Origin of the sequence: Sphingomonas sp. 1F27F7B (genome assembly GCF_005503355.1) — a bacterium.
Taxonomy (GTDB): Bacteria; Pseudomonadota; Alphaproteobacteria; order Sphingomonadales; family Sphingomonadaceae; genus Sphingomonas.
Genome location: NZ_SCMK01000007.1, coordinates 37,539 through 56,514 on the forward strand (window position 1 = coordinate 37,539; position 18,976 = coordinate 56,514).

General features: G+C 66.5%; 19 protein-coding genes. 12 read left to right on the forward strand and 7 right to left on the reverse strand.

From position 1 onward, the window contains the following. Positions 1–18: 18 nt before the first annotated feature. The 7 genes from FFS08_RS08425 (at position 19) to FFS08_RS08455 (ending at position 5,592) form a co-directional block, all read left to right on the forward strand. A complete protein-coding gene (locus FFS08_RS08425) occupies positions 19–1,326 on the forward strand; it encodes a glycoside hydrolase 5 family protein (protein WP_137863864.1) in 1,308 nt (435 codons plus the stop codon). Positions 1,327–1,456: 130 nt separating this feature from the next. After that, positions 1,457–2,242 (forward strand): uroporphyrinogen-III C-methyltransferase, encoded by a 786-nt coding sequence (gene cobA, locus FFS08_RS08430; RefSeq protein WP_137863863.1) that lies wholly within the window; start codon positions 1,457–1,459, stop codon positions 2,240–2,242. Continuing rightward, complete coding sequence (locus tag FFS08_RS08435) at positions 2,239–2,535, forward strand: DUF2849 domain-containing protein (RefSeq protein ID WP_137863862.1); 297 nt, start codon at positions 2,239–2,241, stop codon at positions 2,533–2,535. The genes cobA and FFS08_RS08435 overlap by 4 nt, the downstream gene beginning before the upstream one ends. Before the next feature lies 1 nt (position 2,536). Further along, a complete protein-coding gene (locus tag FFS08_RS08440; RefSeq protein WP_137863861.1) occupies positions 2,537–4,168 on the forward strand; it encodes a nitrite/sulfite reductase in 1,632 nt (543 codons plus the stop codon). Beyond that, a complete protein-coding gene (locus FFS08_RS08445; RefSeq protein WP_137863860.1) occupies positions 4,161–4,586 on the forward strand; it encodes a DUF934 domain-containing protein in 426 nt (141 codons plus the stop codon). Before FFS08_RS08440 ends, FFS08_RS08445 begins: the two co-directional genes overlap by 8 nt. Next, positions 4,579–5,355, forward strand: a complete 777-nt coding sequence (locus FFS08_RS08450; RefSeq protein WP_137863859.1) for a phosphoadenylyl-sulfate reductase — start codon at positions 4,579–4,581, stop codon at positions 5,353–5,355. Before FFS08_RS08445 ends, FFS08_RS08450 begins: the two co-directional genes overlap by 8 nt. A 12-nt stretch (positions 5,356–5,367) precedes the next feature. After that, a complete protein-coding gene (locus FFS08_RS08455; RefSeq protein WP_137863858.1) occupies positions 5,368–5,592 on the forward strand; it encodes a hypothetical protein in 225 nt (74 codons plus the stop codon). On the opposite strand, the gene FFS08_RS08460 is transcribed toward FFS08_RS08455, so the two are convergent. Both FFS08_RS08460 and FFS08_RS08465 read right to left on the reverse strand, forming a co-directional pair. Continuing rightward, entirely contained in the window at positions 5,576–8,047 is a 2,472-nt protein-coding gene (locus FFS08_RS08460; protein ID WP_137863857.1) for an ATP-binding protein, read from the reverse strand. The genes FFS08_RS08455 and FFS08_RS08460 overlap by 17 nt on opposite strands. A gap of 98 nt (positions 8,048–8,145) precedes the next feature. Next, positions 8,146–9,639, reverse strand: coding sequence for a replicative DNA helicase (locus tag FFS08_RS08465; protein ID WP_137863856.1), 1,494 nt, complete (start codon positions 9,637–9,639; stop codon positions 8,146–8,148). A gap of 81 nt (positions 9,640–9,720) precedes the next feature. Between FFS08_RS08465 and FFS08_RS08470 the strand changes: the two genes are divergently transcribed. From FFS08_RS08470 to FFS08_RS08485, 4 genes are all read left to right on the forward strand, one after another. Then, complete coding sequence (locus FFS08_RS08470; RefSeq protein WP_078103276.1) at positions 9,721–10,203, forward strand: UPF0262 family protein; 483 nt, start codon at positions 9,721–9,723, stop codon at positions 10,201–10,203. A gap of 4 nt (positions 10,204–10,207) precedes the next feature. Continuing rightward, complete coding sequence (locus FFS08_RS08475) at positions 10,208–10,900, forward strand: GH25 family lysozyme (protein WP_249341191.1); 693 nt, start codon at positions 10,208–10,210, stop codon at positions 10,898–10,900. Beyond that, entirely contained in the window at positions 10,897–11,337 is a 441-nt protein-coding gene (locus tag FFS08_RS08480; RefSeq protein ID WP_171012535.1) for a cytidine deaminase, read from the forward strand. Before FFS08_RS08475 ends, FFS08_RS08480 begins: the two co-directional genes overlap by 4 nt. A 63-nt stretch (positions 11,338–11,400) precedes the next feature. Then, positions 11,401–12,909, forward strand: coding sequence for a GGDEF domain-containing protein (locus tag FFS08_RS08485; protein WP_137863854.1), 1,509 nt, complete (start codon positions 11,401–11,403; stop codon positions 12,907–12,909). Here the strand turns inward: FFS08_RS08485 and FFS08_RS08490 are convergent. Next, entirely contained in the window at positions 12,906–15,467 is a 2,562-nt protein-coding gene (locus FFS08_RS08490; protein ID WP_137863853.1) for a glycosyl hydrolase 115 family protein, read from the reverse strand. The genes FFS08_RS08485 and FFS08_RS08490 overlap by 4 nt on opposite strands. Before the next feature lie 95 nt (positions 15,468–15,562). Here FFS08_RS08490 and dcd point away from each other — a divergent pair, with 95 nt between their 5' ends. Beyond that, complete coding sequence (dcd, locus tag FFS08_RS08495) at positions 15,563–16,114, forward strand: dCTP deaminase (RefSeq protein ID WP_086129970.1); 552 nt, start codon at positions 15,563–15,565, stop codon at positions 16,112–16,114. A 126-nt stretch (positions 16,115–16,240) separates the two neighbouring features. Here the strand turns inward: dcd and FFS08_RS08500 are convergent, their stop codons facing one another. The 4 genes from FFS08_RS08500 to FFS08_RS08515 all read right to left on the reverse strand — a co-directional run bounded on the left by FFS08_RS08500 (position 16,241) and on the right by FFS08_RS08515 (position 18,959). Beyond that, positions 16,241–16,606, reverse strand: a complete 366-nt coding sequence (locus FFS08_RS08500; RefSeq protein WP_137863852.1) for a tetratricopeptide repeat protein — start codon at positions 16,604–16,606, stop codon at positions 16,241–16,243. A 561-nt stretch (positions 16,607–17,167) separates the two neighbouring features. After that, positions 17,168–17,590, reverse strand: coding sequence for an ExbD/TolR family protein (locus tag FFS08_RS08505; RefSeq protein ID WP_086129972.1), 423 nt, complete (start codon positions 17,588–17,590; stop codon positions 17,168–17,170). Between the two features lie 31 nt (positions 17,591–17,621). Then, positions 17,622–18,101, reverse strand: a complete 480-nt coding sequence (locus FFS08_RS08510; protein ID WP_137863851.1) for an ExbD/TolR family protein — start codon at positions 18,099–18,101, stop codon at positions 17,622–17,624. A 96-nt stretch (positions 18,102–18,197) separates the two neighbouring features. Further along, on the reverse strand, positions 18,198–18,959 hold the full coding sequence (locus FFS08_RS08515) for a MotA/TolQ/ExbB proton channel family protein (RefSeq protein WP_137863850.1): 762 nt from the start codon (positions 18,957–18,959) through the stop codon (positions 18,198–18,200). Positions 18,960–18,976: the final 17 nt, after the last annotated feature.

Sequence of the window (18,976 nt, forward strand, 5' to 3'; positions counted from 1 at the left end):
TAACAGGGGAGGAAGACCATGTTCACCCGCAGGTCCGTGCTCGGATCGGGCGGCGCCGCACTTGCAGCCGCCGCGCTGCCCCTCCCCGCAACGGCAGCAGCCCCCGGCGATTTCGTCACCCGCAAGGGCACGGGCCTGTTCCTTGGCGGCAGGCCCTATCGCTTCGCCGGCGCCAACCTGTGGTACGCCGCCTGGCTCGGTGCCGATGCGCCCTGGGGCAACCGCGATCGCCTGCGCCGCGAGCTCGACACTCTCGCCGCGATGGATGTCCGCAACCTGCGCATCGCCGCTTCGGCCGAGGATTCGCCCCTCCGCAACTCGGTGAAGCCAGCCTTTCATGGCCGTGGCGGCTCGCGGAATCCGGCCCTGGCCGACGGCCTCGCCTTCGTGCTGGCCGAAATGCGCGAACGCGACATGAAGGCAGTGCTCTACCTCACCAATTTCTGGGAATGGTCGGGCGGGATAATGACGTATCTCAGCTGGGTGAATGGCGGGAAATATCTCGACATGAACGACCCGGCCCACCCCTGGCCGGAATTCCCGGACATGGCCGCGCAATTCTATGCGAACGGCGAGGCAGTGGGCCTGTTCCACGATCATGTGCGCGCCACCGTGCGGGCCCATGCCGGCGACGCCACGATCATGGCCTGGCAGCTCGCGAACGAACCGCGCCCCGGCGGCAGCATCAAGGCCGCCGGGCCGCTGCTTCCGGCCTATTATGGCTGGATCCAGGGCACGGCCAGGCTGATCAAGTCGCTTTCGCCCCGGCATCTCGTCTCGACGGGAAGCGAGGGCTTGAAGGGTTCGATCGAGCGCGCCGATGTCTATCGGGCGGCGCATGGTTTCCCCGAGATCGACTATCTGACGGCGCATGTCTGGCCGCTCAACTGGGGCTGGGTCGACCCGAAGGATATCGCCGGCACCAACGACGCCAGCTTTGCCAAGGTACGCGGATATATGGCCCGGCACGTGACGCTGGCCACCGCGCTCGGCAAGCCGCTGGTCATCGAGGAATTCGGCTATCCGCGCGACGGCGGCGGCTATGATCCGGAGTCGGCGACGCGGTTCCGGGACCTGTACTACAAGCTGATCTACGACGCGGTCGAAGCCAATCCCGGCATCGTCGCGGGTTCCAATTTCTGGGCCTGGAACGGCGAGGGCCGCCCAGCCCATGGCGACCATCGCTTCCGCCCCGGCGATACTGCCTGGCTCGGCGATCCGCCGCACGAGCCGCAGGGCTGGTACGGCGTGTTCGACGGCGATGCCTCGACGCGAGCGGCGATCCAGGCGCACGCAAAGGCAATTGCTGCAAGCCGGGGCGGATAGGTTCCCGGTGCCGCCGCCCATGTCCGGACCGCGACGCATGGCGGCTGACCCCATGCTGGGATAGTTTCCCTAGCCCCACCCCAAGCAACCGTCCGTTGCCCCTTGCGCGCCCGGGGCCCATTTGCCGGCAATGGCAACGCTCCTCGATCCCACCGCGCGCGGGCGCGTGATTCTCGTCGGTGCGGGCCCCGGCGATCCGGGCCTGCTCACCGTGCGCGCCGTCGAGGCGCTCGGCCGGGCCGATGTGCTCGTCCATGACGGGCTGGTCGATCTCCGCGTCCTCGATCTCGCCCCCCGGGCGCATCGCATCTCGGTCGCCAAGAGCCGCTCCAGGCACACCGTGCCGCAGGAGGCAATCAACGCACTGATCATCGCCCATGTGAAGACCGGCGCGATCGTGGTGCGGCTCAAGGGCGGTGACCCGTTCATCTTCGGGCGCGGCGGCGAGGAAGTCGAAGCGGTGCGCGCCGCCGGCCTGCCCGTCGAAGTGATCCCCGGCATCTCCGCCGCGCTGGGCGCCGCGGCCGAAGTCAACCTGCCGCTCACCCATCGCGACTGGTCGAGCGCGGTTAGCTTCGTCGCCGGCCAGTGCAAGGGGCTCAGCGAGCAGAACTGGTCCGGCCTCGCCGGCAAGGGCCGCACGCTGGTGATCTACATGGGCGTCGCCACGTGCCCGGACATCTCCGAAAAGCTGATGAACGACGGCGTCTCGCCCGACATGCCGGTTGCCGTGCTCGAGCGCGGCACGCTGGAGGGCAGCCGCGCGCTGCGCACCATCCTCGCCGATCTCGGCCCGATGGTGGCGCGGGAGCAGGTGCGCAGCCCGGCGATCATCATCGTCGGCGAAGTCGTGATGCTGGCAGACGCGGAGGACAAGCTCGCCAACTGGGCAAAGGCGGCGGAGGCGCTGGCATGAAGCTGCTCACCGGCAACGACCTTCCCACCGGCGACGTCACCTGGTGGACCGGCTCCGGCTGGTCGCGCCACGTCGAGGACGCCGTCGATGTCGGCGATCAGGGCGAGGCGATCGCCCATGCCGAGGAAGGCGCGCGCCGGGTCAACGGCCCTTATGTGATCGACGCTGCCGCCACGCCCGAGGGGCCGCGCCCCGCGCATATCAAGGACCGCATCCGCGCGCTCGGCCCCACCGTCCGCCCGGACCTGACCCTCAAGCCGGCGGATCCGAATGCCGGAAGCTGGGTGATCTGACATGTATAAATACGACGAATATGACCATTCCATCGTCGCCGCGCGCGTCGAGGAGTTTCGCGACCAGGTACAGCGCCGCCTCGCCGGCCAGATCACCGAGGACCAGTTCAAGCCGCTGCGGCTGATGAACGGGCTCTATCTCCAGCTCCACGCCTATATGCTGCGCGTCGCGGTGCCCTATGGCACGCTCGACAGCCGTCAGATGCACATGCTGGCGCACATCGCCCGCAAATATGACCGCGGCTATGGCCATTTCACCACCCGCCAGAACCTCCAGTACAACTGGATCAAGCTCGAGGACGCACCGGACATCCTTGCCGAGCTGGCCACGGTCGAGATGCACGCCATCCAGACCAGCGGCAACTGCATCCGCAACATCTCGTCGGACCAGTTCGCCGGCGCCGCCGCCGACGAGTTGACCGATCCGCGCCCCTGGGCCGAGCTGCTCCGCCAATGGAGCACGTTCCATCCCGAATTCAGCTACTTGCCGCGCAAGTTCAAGATCGCGGTGATCGCCGCCAGGGAAGACCGCGCGGCGATGCGCCTCCACGATATCGGTCTCCAGATCGTCGAGAAGGACGGCCGGCTCGGTGCGGCAGTCTATGTCGGCGGCGGCATGGGGCGAACGCCGATGATCGCGCCGCTGATCAAGGACTTCGTGCCGTTCGACGATTTCGTCAGCTATCTTGAGGCCTGCCTGCGCGTCTACAATCGCTATGGCCGCCGCGACAACATGTACAAGGCGCGGATCAAGATCCTGATCCACGAGCTCGGCGCAGAGAAATACGCCGCCGAGGTCGAGGAGGAGTTCGCCGCGGTCAAGGCGCTGGGCATCGATCCGCCGCGGGCCGAGTTCGACCGCATCGCCGCGCATTTCGCACCGCCCCCCTATGACGCGGATGCCCCCGACACACTCGACCGCAGCGACCCCGATTTTGCGGTGTGGCTCGACCAGAACGTCTCGGCGCACAAGCAGCCCGGCCATGCGGTGGTCACGATCAGCCTCAAGCCGATCGGCGGCATTCCCGGCGACGCCAGCGCCGACCAGATCGACCTGATGGCCGATCTCGCCCAGCGCTACAGCTTCGACGAGCTGCGCGTCACCCACGCGCAGAACATCGTCCTGCCACATGTCCGCAAGGCCGATCTCCACACGGTCTGGCAGCAGCTCCGCGAAGCCGGGCTGGCCGAGGCCAATCTGGACCTGATCAGCGACATCATCGCCTGCCCGGGCCTCGACTATTGCAGCCTCGCCAACGCCCGCTCGATCCCGCTGGCGCAGAAGATCGCCACGCGCTTCTCGGACATCGGGCGGCAACGCGAGCTGGGCGAGCTCAAGCTCAAGATCAGCGGCTGCATCAATGCCTGCGGCCACCATCATGCCGGCCATATCGGCATCCTCGGCGTCGATCGTAAGGGCGTCGAGAACTATCAGCTGCTGCTCGGCGGCTCGGGCGCGGAGGACGTGTCGCTCGGCACGATCACCGGCCCCGGCTTCAGCGAGGACGGCATCGTCGACGCGATCGAGAAGGCCACCGACGTGTACCTCCGCGAGCGCGACGAGGGCGAGCGCTTCCTCGACACGTATCGCCGTGTCGGCATGGCTCCGTTCAAGGAGGCGATCTATGGGTGAGCTGCTGCGCTACCGCGACGACGAGGCGCATGAGGAGCCCGCGGTCACGCTCGACTCCTTCCTCGGTCAGTCCAATGCCACCGCCGTTCGCATCGAAAGCGGCGAGGATGCACGCGTGCTGCTGCCCTATCTCGATCGCATCGCGTTGGTCGAAGTGAGCTTCCCCAAGTTCCGCGACGGCCGCGGCTACAGTTCGGCCCGCATCCTGCGCGAAGCAGGCTACACGGGCGAGCTGCGCGCGCAGGGCGACGTACTGGTCGATCAGATTCCGCTGATGCGCCGCTGCGGCTTCGACAGTTTCGCGCCCGAAGCGCCGGTGGACGAAGCCGTGCTCGCCGCTGCCCTTGCCCGTTACGACCATCATTATCAGGCGGCAGCCGACGCGTTCGTGCCGGTGTGGAAGCTCCGGCATGGCTGAAGCGGCGCGCAGGCTTGCCAGGGAAGTCGATCGGCTGGATGTCGCCCCGCGCTGGACCGCGGCCGACGCGATCCGCCTCAACAACCTGTTCCGCGGCACGGACACGCCCGAGATGCTGCGCGAGGTGCTGGGCAACCACATGCTCGGCGAAGCGGCGCTGGTCTCCTCCTTCGGCGCAGAGAGCGCTGCGCTGCTCCATCTCGTGGCGCAGGCCGATCCGAACGTACCGGTCCTCTTCCTCGACACCGGCAAGCATTTCCCCGAGACGCTCGCCTATCGCGACGAACTCGCGGCGTTCATCGGCCTGAAGAACCTGCAGATCGTCACCCCCGATGCGGAGACGATCGAGAAGCGCGACGCCACGGGCCTGCGATGGTCCTATGATCCGGACGGCTGCTGCGAGATCCGCAAGGTCATCCCGCTCGAACGGGCGCTGGCGGGCTTCGAGGCCAGCATCACCGGCCGCAAGGCATTCCAGGCTTCGACTCGCAATGCCCTGCCCCGTTTCGAACTCGACGGCGACCGGCTGAAGTTCAACCCGCTCGCCACCTGGACCAAGACGGACGTCGAAGCCTGGTTCGCACGGCACGACCTGCCCCGCCATCCGCTGGAGGCGCAGGGCTATCTCTCGATCGGCTGCGCCCCTTGCACCAGCGTGGTCAAACCGGGCGAGGATCCGCGCTCGGGCCGCTGGCGGGGCTGGGACAAGACCGAATGCGGCATCCACACGCCGGTCGAAGATGGGGACCCCAATCAGCCAAGCTTCTGATATACGGGCTCCATGCATCAACCAGGCGATTGCCCGAAATGCGGCGGCCAGTTCAGCGAAGGCTATGTCGCCGACCATCTCCTGATCGGCTCGGTCGTCAGCACCTGGAGCGAGGGTGCGCCGGCGGGCCTGCTCGCCGACATCGCGCGCGGGGGCGCCGAACGCCACAGGATCCGGACCTGGCGCTGCACCGGCTGCGGATATCTCGAAAGCTACGCACCTAGCGCTCGCGCATGATCCGCTCGACCCGCATGGTCAGGTCTTCGACAGCGAAGGGCTTGGTCAGCACTTCCATGCCATGTTCGACATGGCCGTGGCTGAGCACTGCGTTCTCGGCATAGCCGGTGACGAACAGCACCTTGAGGCCGGGCCGCACAGCCCTCGCCGCGTCGGCCACCTGCCGGCCGTTTAGCCCGCCGGGCAGGCCGACATCGGTGATCAGCAGATCGATCCGCGCGGTGCGCTTCAACAGCCTCAGCCCCGCCGGACCGTCTCCCGCCTCCAGGCAGGAATAGCCGAGTTCGCGCAGCGCATCGACGATCAGCATTCGCACCGTCGGTTCGTCGTCGACCACCAGCACGATCTCGCCTTCGTGGCTGGTCGCTGCCGCGACGCTGTCCTCCACCGCCCCCGGCTCTTCCTCCTCGCCCAGATGGCGCGGCAGATAGATGCACACCATCGTTCCCTGCCCCGGCTCGGAATAGATCCGGACATGCCCCTGGCTCTGCCGCGCGAAGCCATAGACCATCGACAGGCCCAGGCCGGTCCCCTCGCCCAACGGCTTGGTGGTGAAGAAGGGGTCGAACACCCGGTCGAGTATCTCCTTCGCGATGCCCGTGCCGGTATCGCTCACGCAAATGGTGACATATTGGCCCGGCTCCAGCCCCCGCTCGCGCGCGGTGCGGTGATCGAGCCATTTGTTGCCCGTCTCGATGGTGATCTTGCCGCCGCCCGGCATCGCATCGCGCGCATTGATGCACAGGTTGAGGATCGCATTCTCGAGCTGGTTCGCATCGACCAGCGTGGACCAGAGCCCGCCCGCCGCGATCGTCTCCACTTCGATCGCCGGCCCCACCGTGCGCTGCACCAGCTCGACCAGTTCGGAGAGCAGCCGGTTGATCACCACGGCCTTGGGAGAGAGCGTCTGCCGCCGTGAAAAGGCGAGCAGCCGATGCGTCAATGCCGCCGCGCGTCGCGTGGCGCCCTGGCCGGCCGCAAGATATTTCTCCACCTCGCGGCTCCGCCCCTGCGACAGGCGCATCCCGATCATTTCGAACGCACCCGAGATACCGGCAAGCAGATTGTTGAAATCATGCGCGATCCCGCCGGTGAGCTGGCCCACCGCCTCCATCTTCTGCGCCTGGCGCAGCGCTTCCTCGGCCTGGCGGAGCCGTTCCTGCTCCCGCAGCCGGTCGCTCACGTCATAGACGAAGGAAAAGGCGCCGATCTTGCGCCCCTCGGCGTCGCGCAGCGAGCTGAAGCGCTGCTCGTAGAAATGGAGCGCCCCATCGGACGCCTCATACTGGATGATGTCCGAATACCCGTCCTCGACAAGCGCGCGCGCCCATACCTCGCGCAACTTGTCCTGGTGCACATGGCCCTCGAGCAGATCGACCTGCCGCATGCCAATCTGCGGCTGCACCCCGAAGATCCGCTCGAACTCGGCCATCGCCGCATTGTTCACCGCGATCCAGCGCCCCTCCATGTCGACCACCTGGACAAAGGCTTCGCTGCCGTTGACGATATCGGCGAGCACCGCCCGTTCGGCCAGCGCCTCGGCCACGCGCGCCTCCAGCGTGCGGTTGAGCGCGAGCAGGTCGTTTTCCGCCCGGCGGCGCCCGGTCACGTCCTGGAACAGCACCGCGACCTGCTTGCGGCTCGGCGGCTCGATCCGGAAGGCCGACAGCGAAAGATAGCGCCCCGTCGCCTCCAGTTCGCGCTCGAAGCGGATCGGTTTGCCGGTCCGCAGCACGTCGCCATAGCGGGCGATCCAGTCGTCCGCCTCGTCGGAAACCATGTCGCGCAACCGCTGCCCCACCACATCCGGGATGCCCGCATGCAGCGCATAGGCGGGATTCGCGTCGACATGGACGTAATCGCTCATCGGGCCATACGGCCCGTCGAGGAACTCGATGATGCAGAAGCCCTCGCCCATGGTATCGAACAGCGTGCGATAGCGCAGGTCCGATTCGTCGCGCAGCTTGAGTTCGCGCCGGAGGTTGAGCTGGTGCATCACCTGGTGCCCGAGCACTTCGAGCGTGCGCCGCTGGAGCTCGGTGAGACTGCGGGGCTGCGCATCGAGCACGCACAAGGTTCCGATCGGCAGCCCTTCGGCCGTGCGTAGCTGGGCCCCCGCATAGAAGCGGATGTGCGAATCGCCGGCGACCAGCGGCGTCTCGGCGAAACGGGGATCCTTCGAAGCGTCGGGAACGAGCATCAGATCGTCCTGGAGCAACGCGCTTTCGCAGAACGACATGTCGCGATCCATGCCGAGCAGGTCCACGCCGTGCGCCGCCTTGAAGAACAGGCGGTCGCTGCCCACGAAGCTCACCAGCGCGATCGGCGTCCCGCAGATATCGGCCGCGAGCCGCACGACTTCGTCGAACGCCGGCTCACGCGGCGTATCGAAGATTTCATAGGCTTCCAGCGCTTGCAGCCGAAGCCGTTCGCGCGCTTCTCGCTCGTCCGTCATCAGGCCCGGATCGCCGCCCTCATCCCCATACGGCCCGTCGGCCGCACGTTGCTGAAGCGCATCCTGCCCGAATTTTCCGCGTTACGCGAACAAAAGCGTCAATAGCCGCCCGGTGCCAAGTCGCTGAACTTGGTAAACTGGCGATCGAAGCGCAGGTCAACCGTACCGGTCGCGCCGTGACGTTGCTTGGCAATGATCACGCTCGCCTTGTTCGCCACTTGCAGCTGGTGATCGTGCCAGGCCTGATACTTGGCGATCTCGTCGGGCGTCGAATTGCCGTCGGGGGCCTTGGGCGCCTTGAAGTCGTGATAATATTCGTCGCGATACACGAACAGCACGATGTCGGCGTCCTGCTCGATCGAGCCCGATTCGCGAAGATCCGAGAGCTGCGGCCGCTTGTCCTCGCGGCTTTCCACCGCGCGGCTAAGCTGGGAGAGCGCGAGCACCGGCACGTGCAGTTCCTTGGCCAGCGTCTTCAGGCCGCGGCTGATCTCCGAGATTTCCTGCACGCGCCCGTCGCCCGAGGCCTTGGCCGAGCCGGTGAGCAGCTGGAGATAGTCGACCACCACGAAGCCGATCTTGTGCTGGCGCTTCAGGCGCCGGGCACGGGTGCGCAGCGCGGCGATGGTGAGGCCGGGCGTATCATCGATATAGAGCGGCAGCCGCTCCAGATCGCCCGCTGCCCGGGCGAACTTCATGAACTCGGGACCGGAGATATTGCCGGTGCGCAGCTTCTCCGAACTCACTTCGGATTGTTCCGACAGGATACGCAGCGCCAGCTGGTCGGCCGACATTTCCAGGCTGAAAAAGGCCACCGGCGCGCCGATCGACTTCTCCTCGGGGATGCCGGCCTCCATGTCGTCCAGATACCGCTTGGCCGCATTGAACGCCATGTTGGTGGCAAGCGAGGTCTTGCCCATGCCCGGGCGTCCGGCGAGGATCAGCAGGTCCGATCGGTTGAGGCCGCCGGTCATCGCGTTGAAGTCGGTAAGGCCCGACGTGATGCCCGAAACGCTGCCGCCCGAGTTCATCGCCCGTTCGGTATGGCGCACCGCCACCGTCGCGGCGCGCGTGAAGCTCTTGGCGCCGGTATCCTCGCCACCCTTTTCCGCGACTTCGTAGAGCTTCAGCTCGGCCTGCTCGATCTGCTTGGCCGGATTGATCTCCTGGCTGGTGTCGAGCGCATTGTCCACGAGCGCCCGGCCCACGCCGACCAGCGCCCGCAGCATGGCAAGATCATAGACCTGGTCCGCGAACGCGCGCGCGCCGATCAGGCTGGCCGGGTTGCCGGTCAGCTGCGCGAGATAGCCCGGGCCGCCCAGCTCCTTCATCGCCGTATCGGCCGCGAACAGCGGCTTCAGCGTCACCGGCGTGGCGAGCCGGTTGTCGCCCACCAGCGTCGCGATCGCGTCATAGATCCGGCCGTGCAGCGGCTCGAAGAAATGCTCGGGGCGCAGCTTCTGGAGAACATCCTCGGCGACTCGGTTGTCGATCATCATCGCACCGAGCAGCGCCGCTTCCGCCTCCACGTTCGCGGGCAGGCTCAGGCCCTCGGGAGAATCGGGAATCGGAAGGGGAATGGGCTGGGCCATGAGTCTCCTGTGACGCGCCCGTTCGGCGGCATCAACGCTGCGTGCTTGTGGATAACGGGCATGACCGGATAGGAGCCGGTCATGGCCGATCCGCGCATCATAGACGTGACGCTCGACGAACGCACTATCCTTTGGCGCTCGGCGGACATCGAGCAGGAGCGCCGGATCGCGATCTTCGACCTGCTCGAGGAAAATCGCTTCGCCCCGCAGCGCCCCCAGACGGACGGCTATGCAGGCCCCTACAAGCTCCACCTCGCGGTGCAGGAAGGGCGGCTGGCGCTGGAGATCAAGCGCGCAGACGGGTCCTTCCAGGAGACACTGATCCTGGGGCTCGCCGCCTTCCGCCGCCCGATCCGCGATTACTTCGCCATCTGCGACAGCTATTATGCCGCGATTCGCAACGCCACGCCCGCCCAGATCGAAACCGTCGACATGGCGCGGCGCGGCATCCACAACGACGCGGCGTCGCTGCTCAAGGAACGGCTGGAAGGCAAGATCGACGTGGATTTCGACACTGCCCGCCGCCTGTTCACGCTGATCTGCGTGCTCCACATCAAGGGCTAGACCGGTGCATCTTCGCGTATATGCGCGCCGGCTGCGCTTCGTCGTGCCGGCGCTGATCCTCTTGGGGCTGCTCGGCTGGAGCGCCTGGCTGTTCGCCTCGCGCTGGCGCCCTTCGCCCGGCGATTTCCCCGTACAGGGCGTCGACGTGTCCGAAGAGACCGGACCGATCGAGTGGTGGACCGCCAAGAAGGCGGGCATCGACTTCGCCTATATCCGCGCCACCAGCGGCGCCCAGGCGCGCGACCTGCGCTTTCCCGAGAATTGGCGCTGGACCTTCGAGGCCGGCATCCGCCGCGGCGCGCTTCACGTCTATTCGCTGTGCCAGCTCGCCGCCGACCAGTCGGGCAATTTCATGACCACGGTGCCACGCTCGGACGATCAGCTGCCGCCCGCGGTGGCGATCGACTTCCAGCCCGATTGCCCCGCGCGGCCGGAACGCCAGGTGGTGCTCGGCGAGCTCGGCCGTTTCCTCCACGATGTCGAGACTCATATCGGCAAACCGGCGATCCTGATGGTCTCGAGCCGATTCGAGAGCGAATATCGCCTCAGCGACGCCTTTCCGCGCCTGCTCTGGGCGCGCCAGGGCTTCTTCCCCCCCTCGTATTTCGCGCGGCCCTGGTCGATATGGCAGGCAACGCGCCATCGCCGCATCGAAGGCGTGGGCGAACCGGTCAATTGGGATGTGATGGCGAAATGAGCGAAGTGAACCCCAAGGCGCTGATCGAAGCCGCGCGCGAAGCCTCGAAGCACGCCTATGCCCCCTATTCGAACTTCGCGGTCGGTGCCGCGGTGTTGCTCTCCGACGGAACCATGGTGACCGGCGCCAATTTCGAGAATGCGAGCTACGGCCTCTCGCTCTGCGCCGAGACGGTGGCGCTGGCGCGGACGAGCAGCGAGGGACGCCTGGCGGACGTCGTCGCGATCGGCGTGATCGGCGGCCGCATGGGCCATGCGGACACCGCGCCGGTGAGCCCCTGTGGCCGCTGCCGCCAGATCATCAACGAAGCCGCCCAGCTCGGCGGCCGCGACCTGCCCATATTCTGCGGCGGCGCCACGGGCGACGAGATCGCGGAATATACGCTCTCGCAGCTGCTCCCCGCCGCGTTCGGACCGCGCGACCTGGGGCTGGCATGAATCGACGCGTAACCGGATCTTAGGGGCGGATCCCGTATCCTCAGGGTTCGGGAAACGCTCTTTATGGACGGACGGATCCTTGGAGAAGATGCGGGGCGCCGCCGCGCGGCCCGCGCACCGGGAGCGGTAAGCTTCGGCAGCCTCGCGATCCTGCTCGGCTATCCCGCTGCACATCTGGCGGCGGTCCTGCTCCTCTCCCCCGCCAAGCCGATCTCCTTTGCCTTCCTGATCCTCGCACCGCTCATGGCCTGTATCGCCTGTGCCTTGCGGGCGCGCCGCGGCGTGGACGTGGACGGCTGGGCCGGCCTCTCGCTGGCGATGCTGCTCTGGGCCGGCGGCATGATCGCGAACCTGTGCGCCGATATCCTGCTGCCCGATGCCGGCCCGGTAACCGGCCTGAGCATCCTGCTCTACGTGCTGTACGGCGTGCCGCTCACCTTCCTCGTCGCCAGCCCGGAGCGCGAACTCCGATCCGTGCGAGTGGTCGACGGCCTGCTCGCGCTGGCGCTGGGCTGGCTGTTCTTCGTCCACACCTTCACCTTCGCGACGATCGACAATGCGAGTCAGGACGGCGTGCTCAACCTGCGCCTGATGTTCGACATCCAGAACCTGTTCATCGCGCTGTTCGCGCTGGTCCGCTACCGGGCCAGCACCGATGCGGCGCGGCGCGCATTCTTCCGCACGCTCACGCTGTTCGCGTTCGTCTATCTGGCCGTCGCCGCCTATATCAATCACTTCCAGATGGATGCGGATTTCGGCAGCCCGTCCGATCCGCTGGTCGCTCTGCCCTTCGTCCTGCTCACCCTGCTCGCGTCACGCACGCCGTACGCCGCGCACCGCCCGGTGCACCGTCCGCCGTCGCCGCGCTTCGTGCTGCTGGTGCGCGCCGGCAGCCCGCTGATGCTGCCGGTGACTCTGCTCGCGGTGTCCGGACCGCTCGTCACCCGCGCGCCGGGGCTCGCGGTCACCGGCTTCATCGGGGCACTGCTCGGCTATGGCTTGCGCAACATACTGGTCCAGATGCGCAGCTTCCACGAGCGCGAACGGCTGGACGCGCTCTCGCGCGTCGATCCGCTCACCGGCATCGCCAATCGGCGCCAGTTCGACGAGACGCTGCAGCGCGAATGGAACCGAGCGCGCCGGGCGGACGGCGAACTGGCGCTGCTGCTGATCGACATCGACCATTTCAAGCTGCTCAACGACAGCTACGGCCACCCCGTCGGCGACGCCCGGCTGCGCGACGTCGCCGCCACGGTCGCCGCCTGCGCGGCACGTGCCGGCGATCTCGTGGCCCGCTATGGCGGCGAGGAATTCGCGGTGATCCTGCCGGCGAGCGGGGCCGAGGCGGCAACCGAGCTTGCCGAACATATGCGACAGGCAGTCGCCGGCCTGGCCCTGGCGTCTCCGGCGCCCGGCGAGATCGTCACCGTCAGCATCGGGCTGGCAGCGTTTCGGCCCGCCGGCATGGAGGACCCGGCCCGGCTCGTCGCGATGACCGACGCCGCGCTGTATCGCGCCAAGAGCGGTGGACGGAACAGAGTGGTGCGCTGGGAAGCACCCGATCCGGCCTAGCGCCCCTCGAGATAGTCCGGCGCCATGGCCTCCTTCCCCATCACGATCCGCTGCAACACGACATTGTCGTCGATCCGCCAGACCTTCACCACATGCCTGCCCGCCGTCACGCCCGGGAAGCGCGCCGTCAGCGTGCGCGCATTGTCCTCCACCGCCCGCTCCCAATCGCGCTTGGCCTTGCTGTCGGCCGCGTTGGGCGACGGCGTGAGCAGGTCAGTCAGCACCTGCACCGGCCCGTCGTCGATCGACACGCCGATCCGCAGCGTGCCGTCGGCGCCGGTGCCCAGCGTCGGCACCAGGATCAGCCGGACCGGCAATTCTCCGGATTCGGCAGCCGTAACAGCATATTCCAGCCGCACGCCGTCCGACGGATCGGTCGCGGGTTGCCCCTGCGGCAGCGCCAGCACCGCGCCCCCGGTGCGCCCAAGGTGCGGGATCACCCGCCACGCCAGCCCCTTGCCGCCGACGGCGCGGGCATAGCCGCTCGCCTCGATGGCCTTCACGGCCGCGCGCGGCTTCGGCAATGCCGCCATTGGCCCGGATGCTCCCGGGACTCGCGTCACCTCGGGCATCACCTGCTTCTCGGGCTGCTGCCAGCCCGTATAGCCGATATGAGTCTGGAGCATCATCCCGTCCCATTTGCCGCCAGCCATCGCATGGTAGCGGTCGCTCAGCGCCTGGTCCGTGGCAAAGGCGGCCTCGGCCCGGTCGGCAAAGCCATTGGCTCGCGCATCGCCCGCCGCAGCCAGGCGGCGGTTCCACGCTACGGCATAATAGAGCCGGTAGAGGTTCGCCATCGCTGCGATCGGATGCTCGACGAGCTGGAAGAACGCGTCCCGGCCGTCCGCCGGCACGGCCGCCCTGGCCTTCAGCATCGCCGTCTCGAGCGCATCCCATTCGGCGACCATCGCTCCGAACTCGCCGCCGTCCGCGCCCGGCCCCAGCGCAAAGCTGCCCGCATCGATCAGTTCGGGCTTTCGCCGCGCGGCAAGCTGCGCATAGCGGGTCAGCAATACGCCGATCGCCTTGCCCTGTGCCGTGCCGAACTGCGCACCCGCCCATGCCGCGGGATAGGCCGCCAGCGCCTCGGGCGTCATCGCCTCGGGATCCCATGCCTGTTTCAGGAAGAAGCTCAGCGGATATTCCATCGGCTTCAAATCACCGACATTGACGATCCACAGCGCCCGGGCACCGCGCCGCCAGGCCAGGTCCATCTGCTGCCAGCTCTTCTCGATCTGGTTGGTGTTGAGCCATTTGTAGTTGCGCGGCCCGCCGACATAATCGAAATGATAATAGACTCCATAGCCGCCCTTGCGCGGTGCTGCGCCGGCGTCGGGAAGCCGCCGCACCTGGCCCCAATTATCGTCCGAGAACAGCAGGATCACGTCGTCGGGCACCTGCATGCCATGGTCGTAATAATCCTGCACTTCCTTGTAGAGCGCCCAGACCTGCGGCGTCCGGTCGGCCGGCACGCCGGTGACCTCGGCGATGACCCCGCGCTGGTCGGCGACGATATGTTCGAGCAGCCTGGTCGCAGTGCCTTCGGCCATCGGCTCGTCGCCATCGCCGCGCATGCCGATCGTCACCAGGCTCTCATAGCCCTTGCCGTCGCCCTTCGACATCATCCGCTCGATCCCGCCCCGCCAGAAGGCGCGCAGGTTCGCGGCGTTGGTCGCATAGTCCCATTTGCCCCCGGTCACCCCGCTCGCGATGTTCCGGTGCCATTCGTCCTGCGCCCGCGTCATCGGCTCGTGGTGCGACGTGCCCATCACGATGCCCATCTCGTCGGCCAGCACCTTGTTCCGCGGATCATCGTCGTTGAAGGCACGCGGCGCCCACATCGCCGGCCAGAGATAATTGCCCTTCAACCTCAGCTCGAGCTCGAAGATATGGGCATAGGCCCTTGCATTTGCGCCCCCGAACTTCTTCTGGGCCCAGGTCGAGAAGGCCGGCGCCTCGTCGTTGATGAAGAAGCCGCGATAGCGGACCCTGGGCTGGTCGCGCCGCGATCCGGCGGTGACGAAGACATTGGTGCGCCTTGCCACCGGCACCTCGGCGAACCAATGCCAGGGCGACACGCCGATCTTCTCGGAAATGTCGTACGCGCCATAGACCGCGCCGCGCCGGTCGGATCCGACGACGACCAGCGCCCGCGCGATGCCCGGGGCGGGATCATCGACCACGATCTGGCGGAACGCTTCCCACTCGCCGGCAATGTCCTGCGCCGCGATCTTGCCCGCACGGGCCAGCGCGTCGATCGCCGGGCTCTGGCCGAGCACGCCGATCAGCACCACCGGCCCCTTCACCCCGGCCAGCGCATGGGCCCGCGCGGCCTTTGCTCCGCTGACTCGCTCCAGATCCTCTGCGAACCCGTCCGCCGCATGACGCACCGCCGGATCGGCGCCGGGATCGACCAACACGCTTGCCGGCTTGCCGGCCTGGATCAGCGCGAAGCTCGCCTTGTCGGCACCGGCGCAGATCGTCACCGCGCCTTCGCAGGCAAGCGCCGGGGCCGAAACCATCATCGCCGCGAAAGCAGTTGCCCACAACCCGCGCATCAACCCCTCCAAGCATATTTGTCTGTGTTATGCGCAGTTCGTGCGATCCCGACAAGCCACTTGCCCTGCCGCCCGCTTCCGGCAAAACCGGCGCCATGATCCTTTCAGACCGCTGGATTCGCGAGCAGGCCCTCTCCACCGGGATGATCGAGCCCTTTGTCGAGGCGCAGCGCCGCGAGGGCTGCATCAGCTATGGCCTCAGCTCGTACGGCTATGACGCACGCGTCGCCGACGAGTTCAAGATCTTCACCAATGTCGATTCAGCGGTGGTGGATCCCAAGGATTTCGCTGCGAACAGCTTTGTCGACCGCAAGACCGACGTCTGCATCATCCCGCCGAACAGCTTCGCGCTTGCCCGCACCGTGGAATATTTCCGCATCCCGCGCGACACGCTGGTCATCTGCCTCGGCAAGTCGACCTATGCACGCTGCGGGATCATCGTGAACGTGACGCCGCTCGAGCCCGAATGGGAAGGGCATGTCACCTTGGAATTCTCGAACACCACGCCGTTGCCCGCCAAGATCTATGCGAACGAAGGTGCGTGCCAGTTCCTGTTCCTCAAGGGCGATCAGCCGTGCGAGACCAGCTATGCCGATCGGGCGGGCAAATATATGGGCCAGCGCGGCGTGACTCTGCCGCGGCTCTGATCGGCCGCCGACTATTTGCGGCGCGGTATCGCTGCCACCGGAAATGGAAAAGGCGCCGCGATTGGGGCGGCGCCGGGGTTTCGCCGCCGGCCATGCTTCTGCACGGCCAGGCGACGGGCAATGGGCTCAGCGCGCGCTCAGCTGGAGCGTGCGGATATATTGAAGCCCCTTGTTGGCGACCACATGCGAGGTCGAAACACGGTCGGCCGAAAGGTCCATCTCGACATCGCGCTGCTGAAGCACGCGGATGTAGAGCGCCCGCGCCTGAGAGGTGCGTCCCGTCTGGGCATAGACCGCGGCGAGATTGAGCAGCAGTTCGGGCTGATCCGGATCGAGGCGAAGCCTGGCGCTGAGCTGCTGTTCCGCCTGCGAGAAATTGCCGTCGAAGATCGCGGCACTGGCTACGGGATCCCCGTTGCGGCTCTGGGCCTGCGCCGGAAGCGCGGTGAGCGCGAACGGGGCGGCGGCAAGGACAATGAGCGCGATGCGCATGACTCCTACTCCTTCTGTTACGCCACGAAGTCAGTTTCATGACTCTTTGAAGACAGTAGTGTTACATTTCTATGTCACCCATACAAGCGGCTTGTGGTGCCCGTTCCTCGCGCTGCGGGAAGGAAGGCGTTCATATCGATTGCGGACATGGCCGATGCTCCTCGGCTCGGCCGTCATCCTGAGCCTGCCCGACGCCCGCCCCCGAACGGACGGAGATAATCTGCCATCCGCCATCCCCGCACAGGCAGGGGCGCAGGTTCATGGGCGAAACCCGCCCCTCGCCTGTGCGGGGATGCCGAAGGAGGGCGGACTTGTTTCCAAGGGGACAAGCGCCGATCGACTCCGGGCCTCGCTGCACCGCCGGACGAAGAGAGAGCCGGCTGCCCTCTGCACCCTCCAGCCCGCGGCGGCCCCGGCCGAAACCGGAGATGACGATGGAATGCCGGCAAGAACCGCCATCGCCGGCAGGCGCGTTCCCACATGATGCGATCGCCAAAAAAGAAAGGCGGCCCCGAAGGACCGCCTTTCCTTGTTTCATATCCGGCCCCGTGAGGCAGCGGATCAGAAATCGTTGCGATACTGCTCGTTGCCGACGAAGCCGAGCTTGTTCACGTTCGCGCGCTTGATGATCGCGAGAACACGGTCGACGACTTCGTAGCGCGTCTGCGGGTCGGGCTGGAAATGCAGCTCCGGCTCGGGCGACATCTGCAGCGTCTGATCCAGATACTGGCGCAGCGTCACGTCGTCGATCGGCGCGCTGTTCCAGTAAACCTGGCCCTGCGCATCGATATAGACCTTGTTCTTCTCCGGCTCGACGATGTTCTGCGGCTTGCTGTTCGACTGAGGAAGGTCGACCTTCACCGCGTGCGTCTGAATCGGGATCGTCATGATGATCATGATCAGGAGCACCAACATGACGTCGATCAGCGGCGTCGTGTTGATTTCCATCATCGGGCCGTCGTCACCGCCGCCGCCCACGCTCATACCCATAGTCTAAACTCCTTTGAGCAGGCCGTCAGAGACGGACCGTGGCCGAGCCGGCGGGCGGTTCGGAGATGAAGCCGACCTTGACAAACCCTGCCATCTGCATCGCGAAGATCGTGCCGCCGATGCAGCGATACGGGGTGTTCACGTCGCCACGGATGTGCACTTCGGGAAGCTCGAGGCCGGCAGCGTTGATGCCGCCCTGCCTGTCGATTTCCTTCCGCAGCTTCTCGACCGCCTTGTCGACCAGTTCCCTGCTCGTCACCGGGGTCATGCCCCAGAACACTTCGCACCTGCCGCCATTGGCCGTGACCGAGAGCGAGACGTTCTCGGGCTTGGTGGTCGTCGGCTCGAACTGAACCTTGGGGAGCTCCAGCTTCACCGTCTGGATCACGACCGGAACCGTGATCAGGAAGATGATGAGGAGCACCAGCATCACGTCGACGAGCGGCGTGGTATTGATGTCCGACATGGGAGCGTCTTCACCGCCCCCGCCTACGCTCATCGCCATTGCGCGCTATCCTATCCTTCTAGTCCAAGCTCCGGCCGAAGCCGGAGAGGGACCGCGCAATCCGGGGAATGCGCGGTCCCGTATATTCCGGATCGCTTAGGCGCGCGGCGCGGTGCCGGTCGTCGCGGCCGGAGCGGCCTTGGCGGGAGCAGCCTTGGCGGCGGCCGGACGGACGCGGCCGTCCGAAGCGAGATAGCCGAGCAGATCGTTCGAGAAAGCGTTCAGGCTTTCCGAGATCTTCTTGTTGCGGGCCTGCAGCCAGTTGAAGGCGAGCACGGCCGGAACGGCGACGGCGAGACCGACGGCGGTCATGATCAGCGCTTCACCGACCGGACCGGCGACCGCGTCGATCGACGCCTGGCCAGCGGCACCGATCTTCACGAGCGCGCGGATGATGCCGATAACCGTACCGAACAGACCGATGAACGGAGCAGTCGAACCCACGGTGGCGAGGAACGACAGGCCGCTCTTCAGCTGCGAGTTGATCAGGTCTTCCGAACGAGCGAGCGAGCCATGCAGCCAGTCATGCGCCTCGACCGGATCGGTCAGCTTCGAGTGCTGCTCCTGGGCAGCTAGGCCGTCGTCGACCAGCTGGCGATAGGCCGAGTTCTTCTCGAGCTTCGCAGCGCCTTCGCGCAGGCTGTTGGCGTTCCAGAAGCCGGCGCGGACGCGCTTGGCCTGGTTGAGGATCTTCTGCTGCTCGAACAGCTTGGTGAACAGGATGTAGAGCGAGAAGAACAGCATCAGTACCAGGATGCCGAACACCGTCTGCGAGATCAGGCCGCCCTCACGGAGCGCCGGAATCAGGCCGTACGGATTTTCCTTGGGCGCCGCGGCGGCGAGAATGGTCGTGAGCATTGTCGGTTCTTTCCTCT

Excerpts from the sequence above, each read along its gene's own strand:
- FFS08_RS08455 (WP_137863858.1), top strand. The coding sequence starts at position 5,368 with ATGCATCAACCAGGCGATTGCCCGAAATGCGGCGGCCAGTTCAGCGAA.
- FFS08_RS08460 (WP_137863857.1), bottom strand. The coding sequence starts at position 8,047 with ATGACGGACGAGCGAGAAGCGCGCGAACGGCTTCGGCTGCAAGCGCTG.
- FFS08_RS08425 (WP_137863864.1), top strand. The coding sequence starts at position 19 with ATGTTCACCCGCAGGTCCGTGCTCGGATCGGGCGGCGCCGCACTTGCA.
- FFS08_RS08450 (WP_137863859.1), top strand. The coding sequence starts at position 4,579 with ATGGCTGAAGCGGCGCGCAGGCTTGCCAGGGAAGTCGATCGGCTGGAT.
- cobA (WP_137863863.1), top strand. The coding sequence starts at position 1,457 with ATGGCAACGCTCCTCGATCCCACCGCGCGCGGGCGCGTGATTCTCGTC.
- FFS08_RS08435 (WP_137863862.1), top strand. The coding sequence starts at position 2,239 with ATGAAGCTGCTCACCGGCAACGACCTTCCCACCGGCGACGTCACCTGG.
- FFS08_RS08485 (WP_137863854.1), top strand. The coding sequence starts at position 11,401 with ATGGACGGACGGATCCTTGGAGAAGATGCGGGGCGCCGCCGCGCGGCC.
- FFS08_RS08470 (WP_078103276.1), top strand. The coding sequence starts at position 9,721 with ATGGCCGATCCGCGCATCATAGACGTGACGCTCGACGAACGCACTATC.
- dcd (WP_086129970.1), top strand. The coding sequence starts at position 15,563 with ATGATCCTTTCAGACCGCTGGATTCGCGAGCAGGCCCTCTCCACCGGG.
- FFS08_RS08515 (WP_137863850.1), bottom strand. The coding sequence starts at position 18,959 with ATGCTCACGACCATTCTCGCCGCCGCGGCGCCCAAGGAAAATCCGTAC.
- FFS08_RS08510 (WP_137863851.1), bottom strand. The coding sequence starts at position 18,101 with ATGGCGATGAGCGTAGGCGGGGGCGGTGAAGACGCTCCCATGTCGGAC.
- FFS08_RS08440 (WP_137863861.1), top strand. The coding sequence starts at position 2,537 with ATGTATAAATACGACGAATATGACCATTCCATCGTCGCCGCGCGCGTC.
- FFS08_RS08500 (WP_137863852.1), bottom strand. The coding sequence starts at position 16,606 with ATGCGCATCGCGCTCATTGTCCTTGCCGCCGCCCCGTTCGCGCTCACC.
- FFS08_RS08490 (WP_137863853.1), bottom strand. The coding sequence starts at position 15,467 with ATGCGCGGGTTGTGGGCAACTGCTTTCGCGGCGATGATGGTTTCGGCC.
- FFS08_RS08445 (WP_137863860.1), top strand. The coding sequence starts at position 4,161 with ATGGGTGAGCTGCTGCGCTACCGCGACGACGAGGCGCATGAGGAGCCC.
- FFS08_RS08505 (WP_086129972.1), bottom strand. The coding sequence starts at position 17,590 with ATGAGCGTGGGCGGCGGCGGTGACGACGGCCCGATGATGGAAATCAAC.
- FFS08_RS08465 (WP_137863856.1), bottom strand. The coding sequence starts at position 9,639 with ATGGCCCAGCCCATTCCCCTTCCGATTCCCGATTCTCCCGAGGGCCTG.
- FFS08_RS08480 (WP_171012535.1), top strand. The coding sequence starts at position 10,897 with ATGAGCGAAGTGAACCCCAAGGCGCTGATCGAAGCCGCGCGCGAAGCC.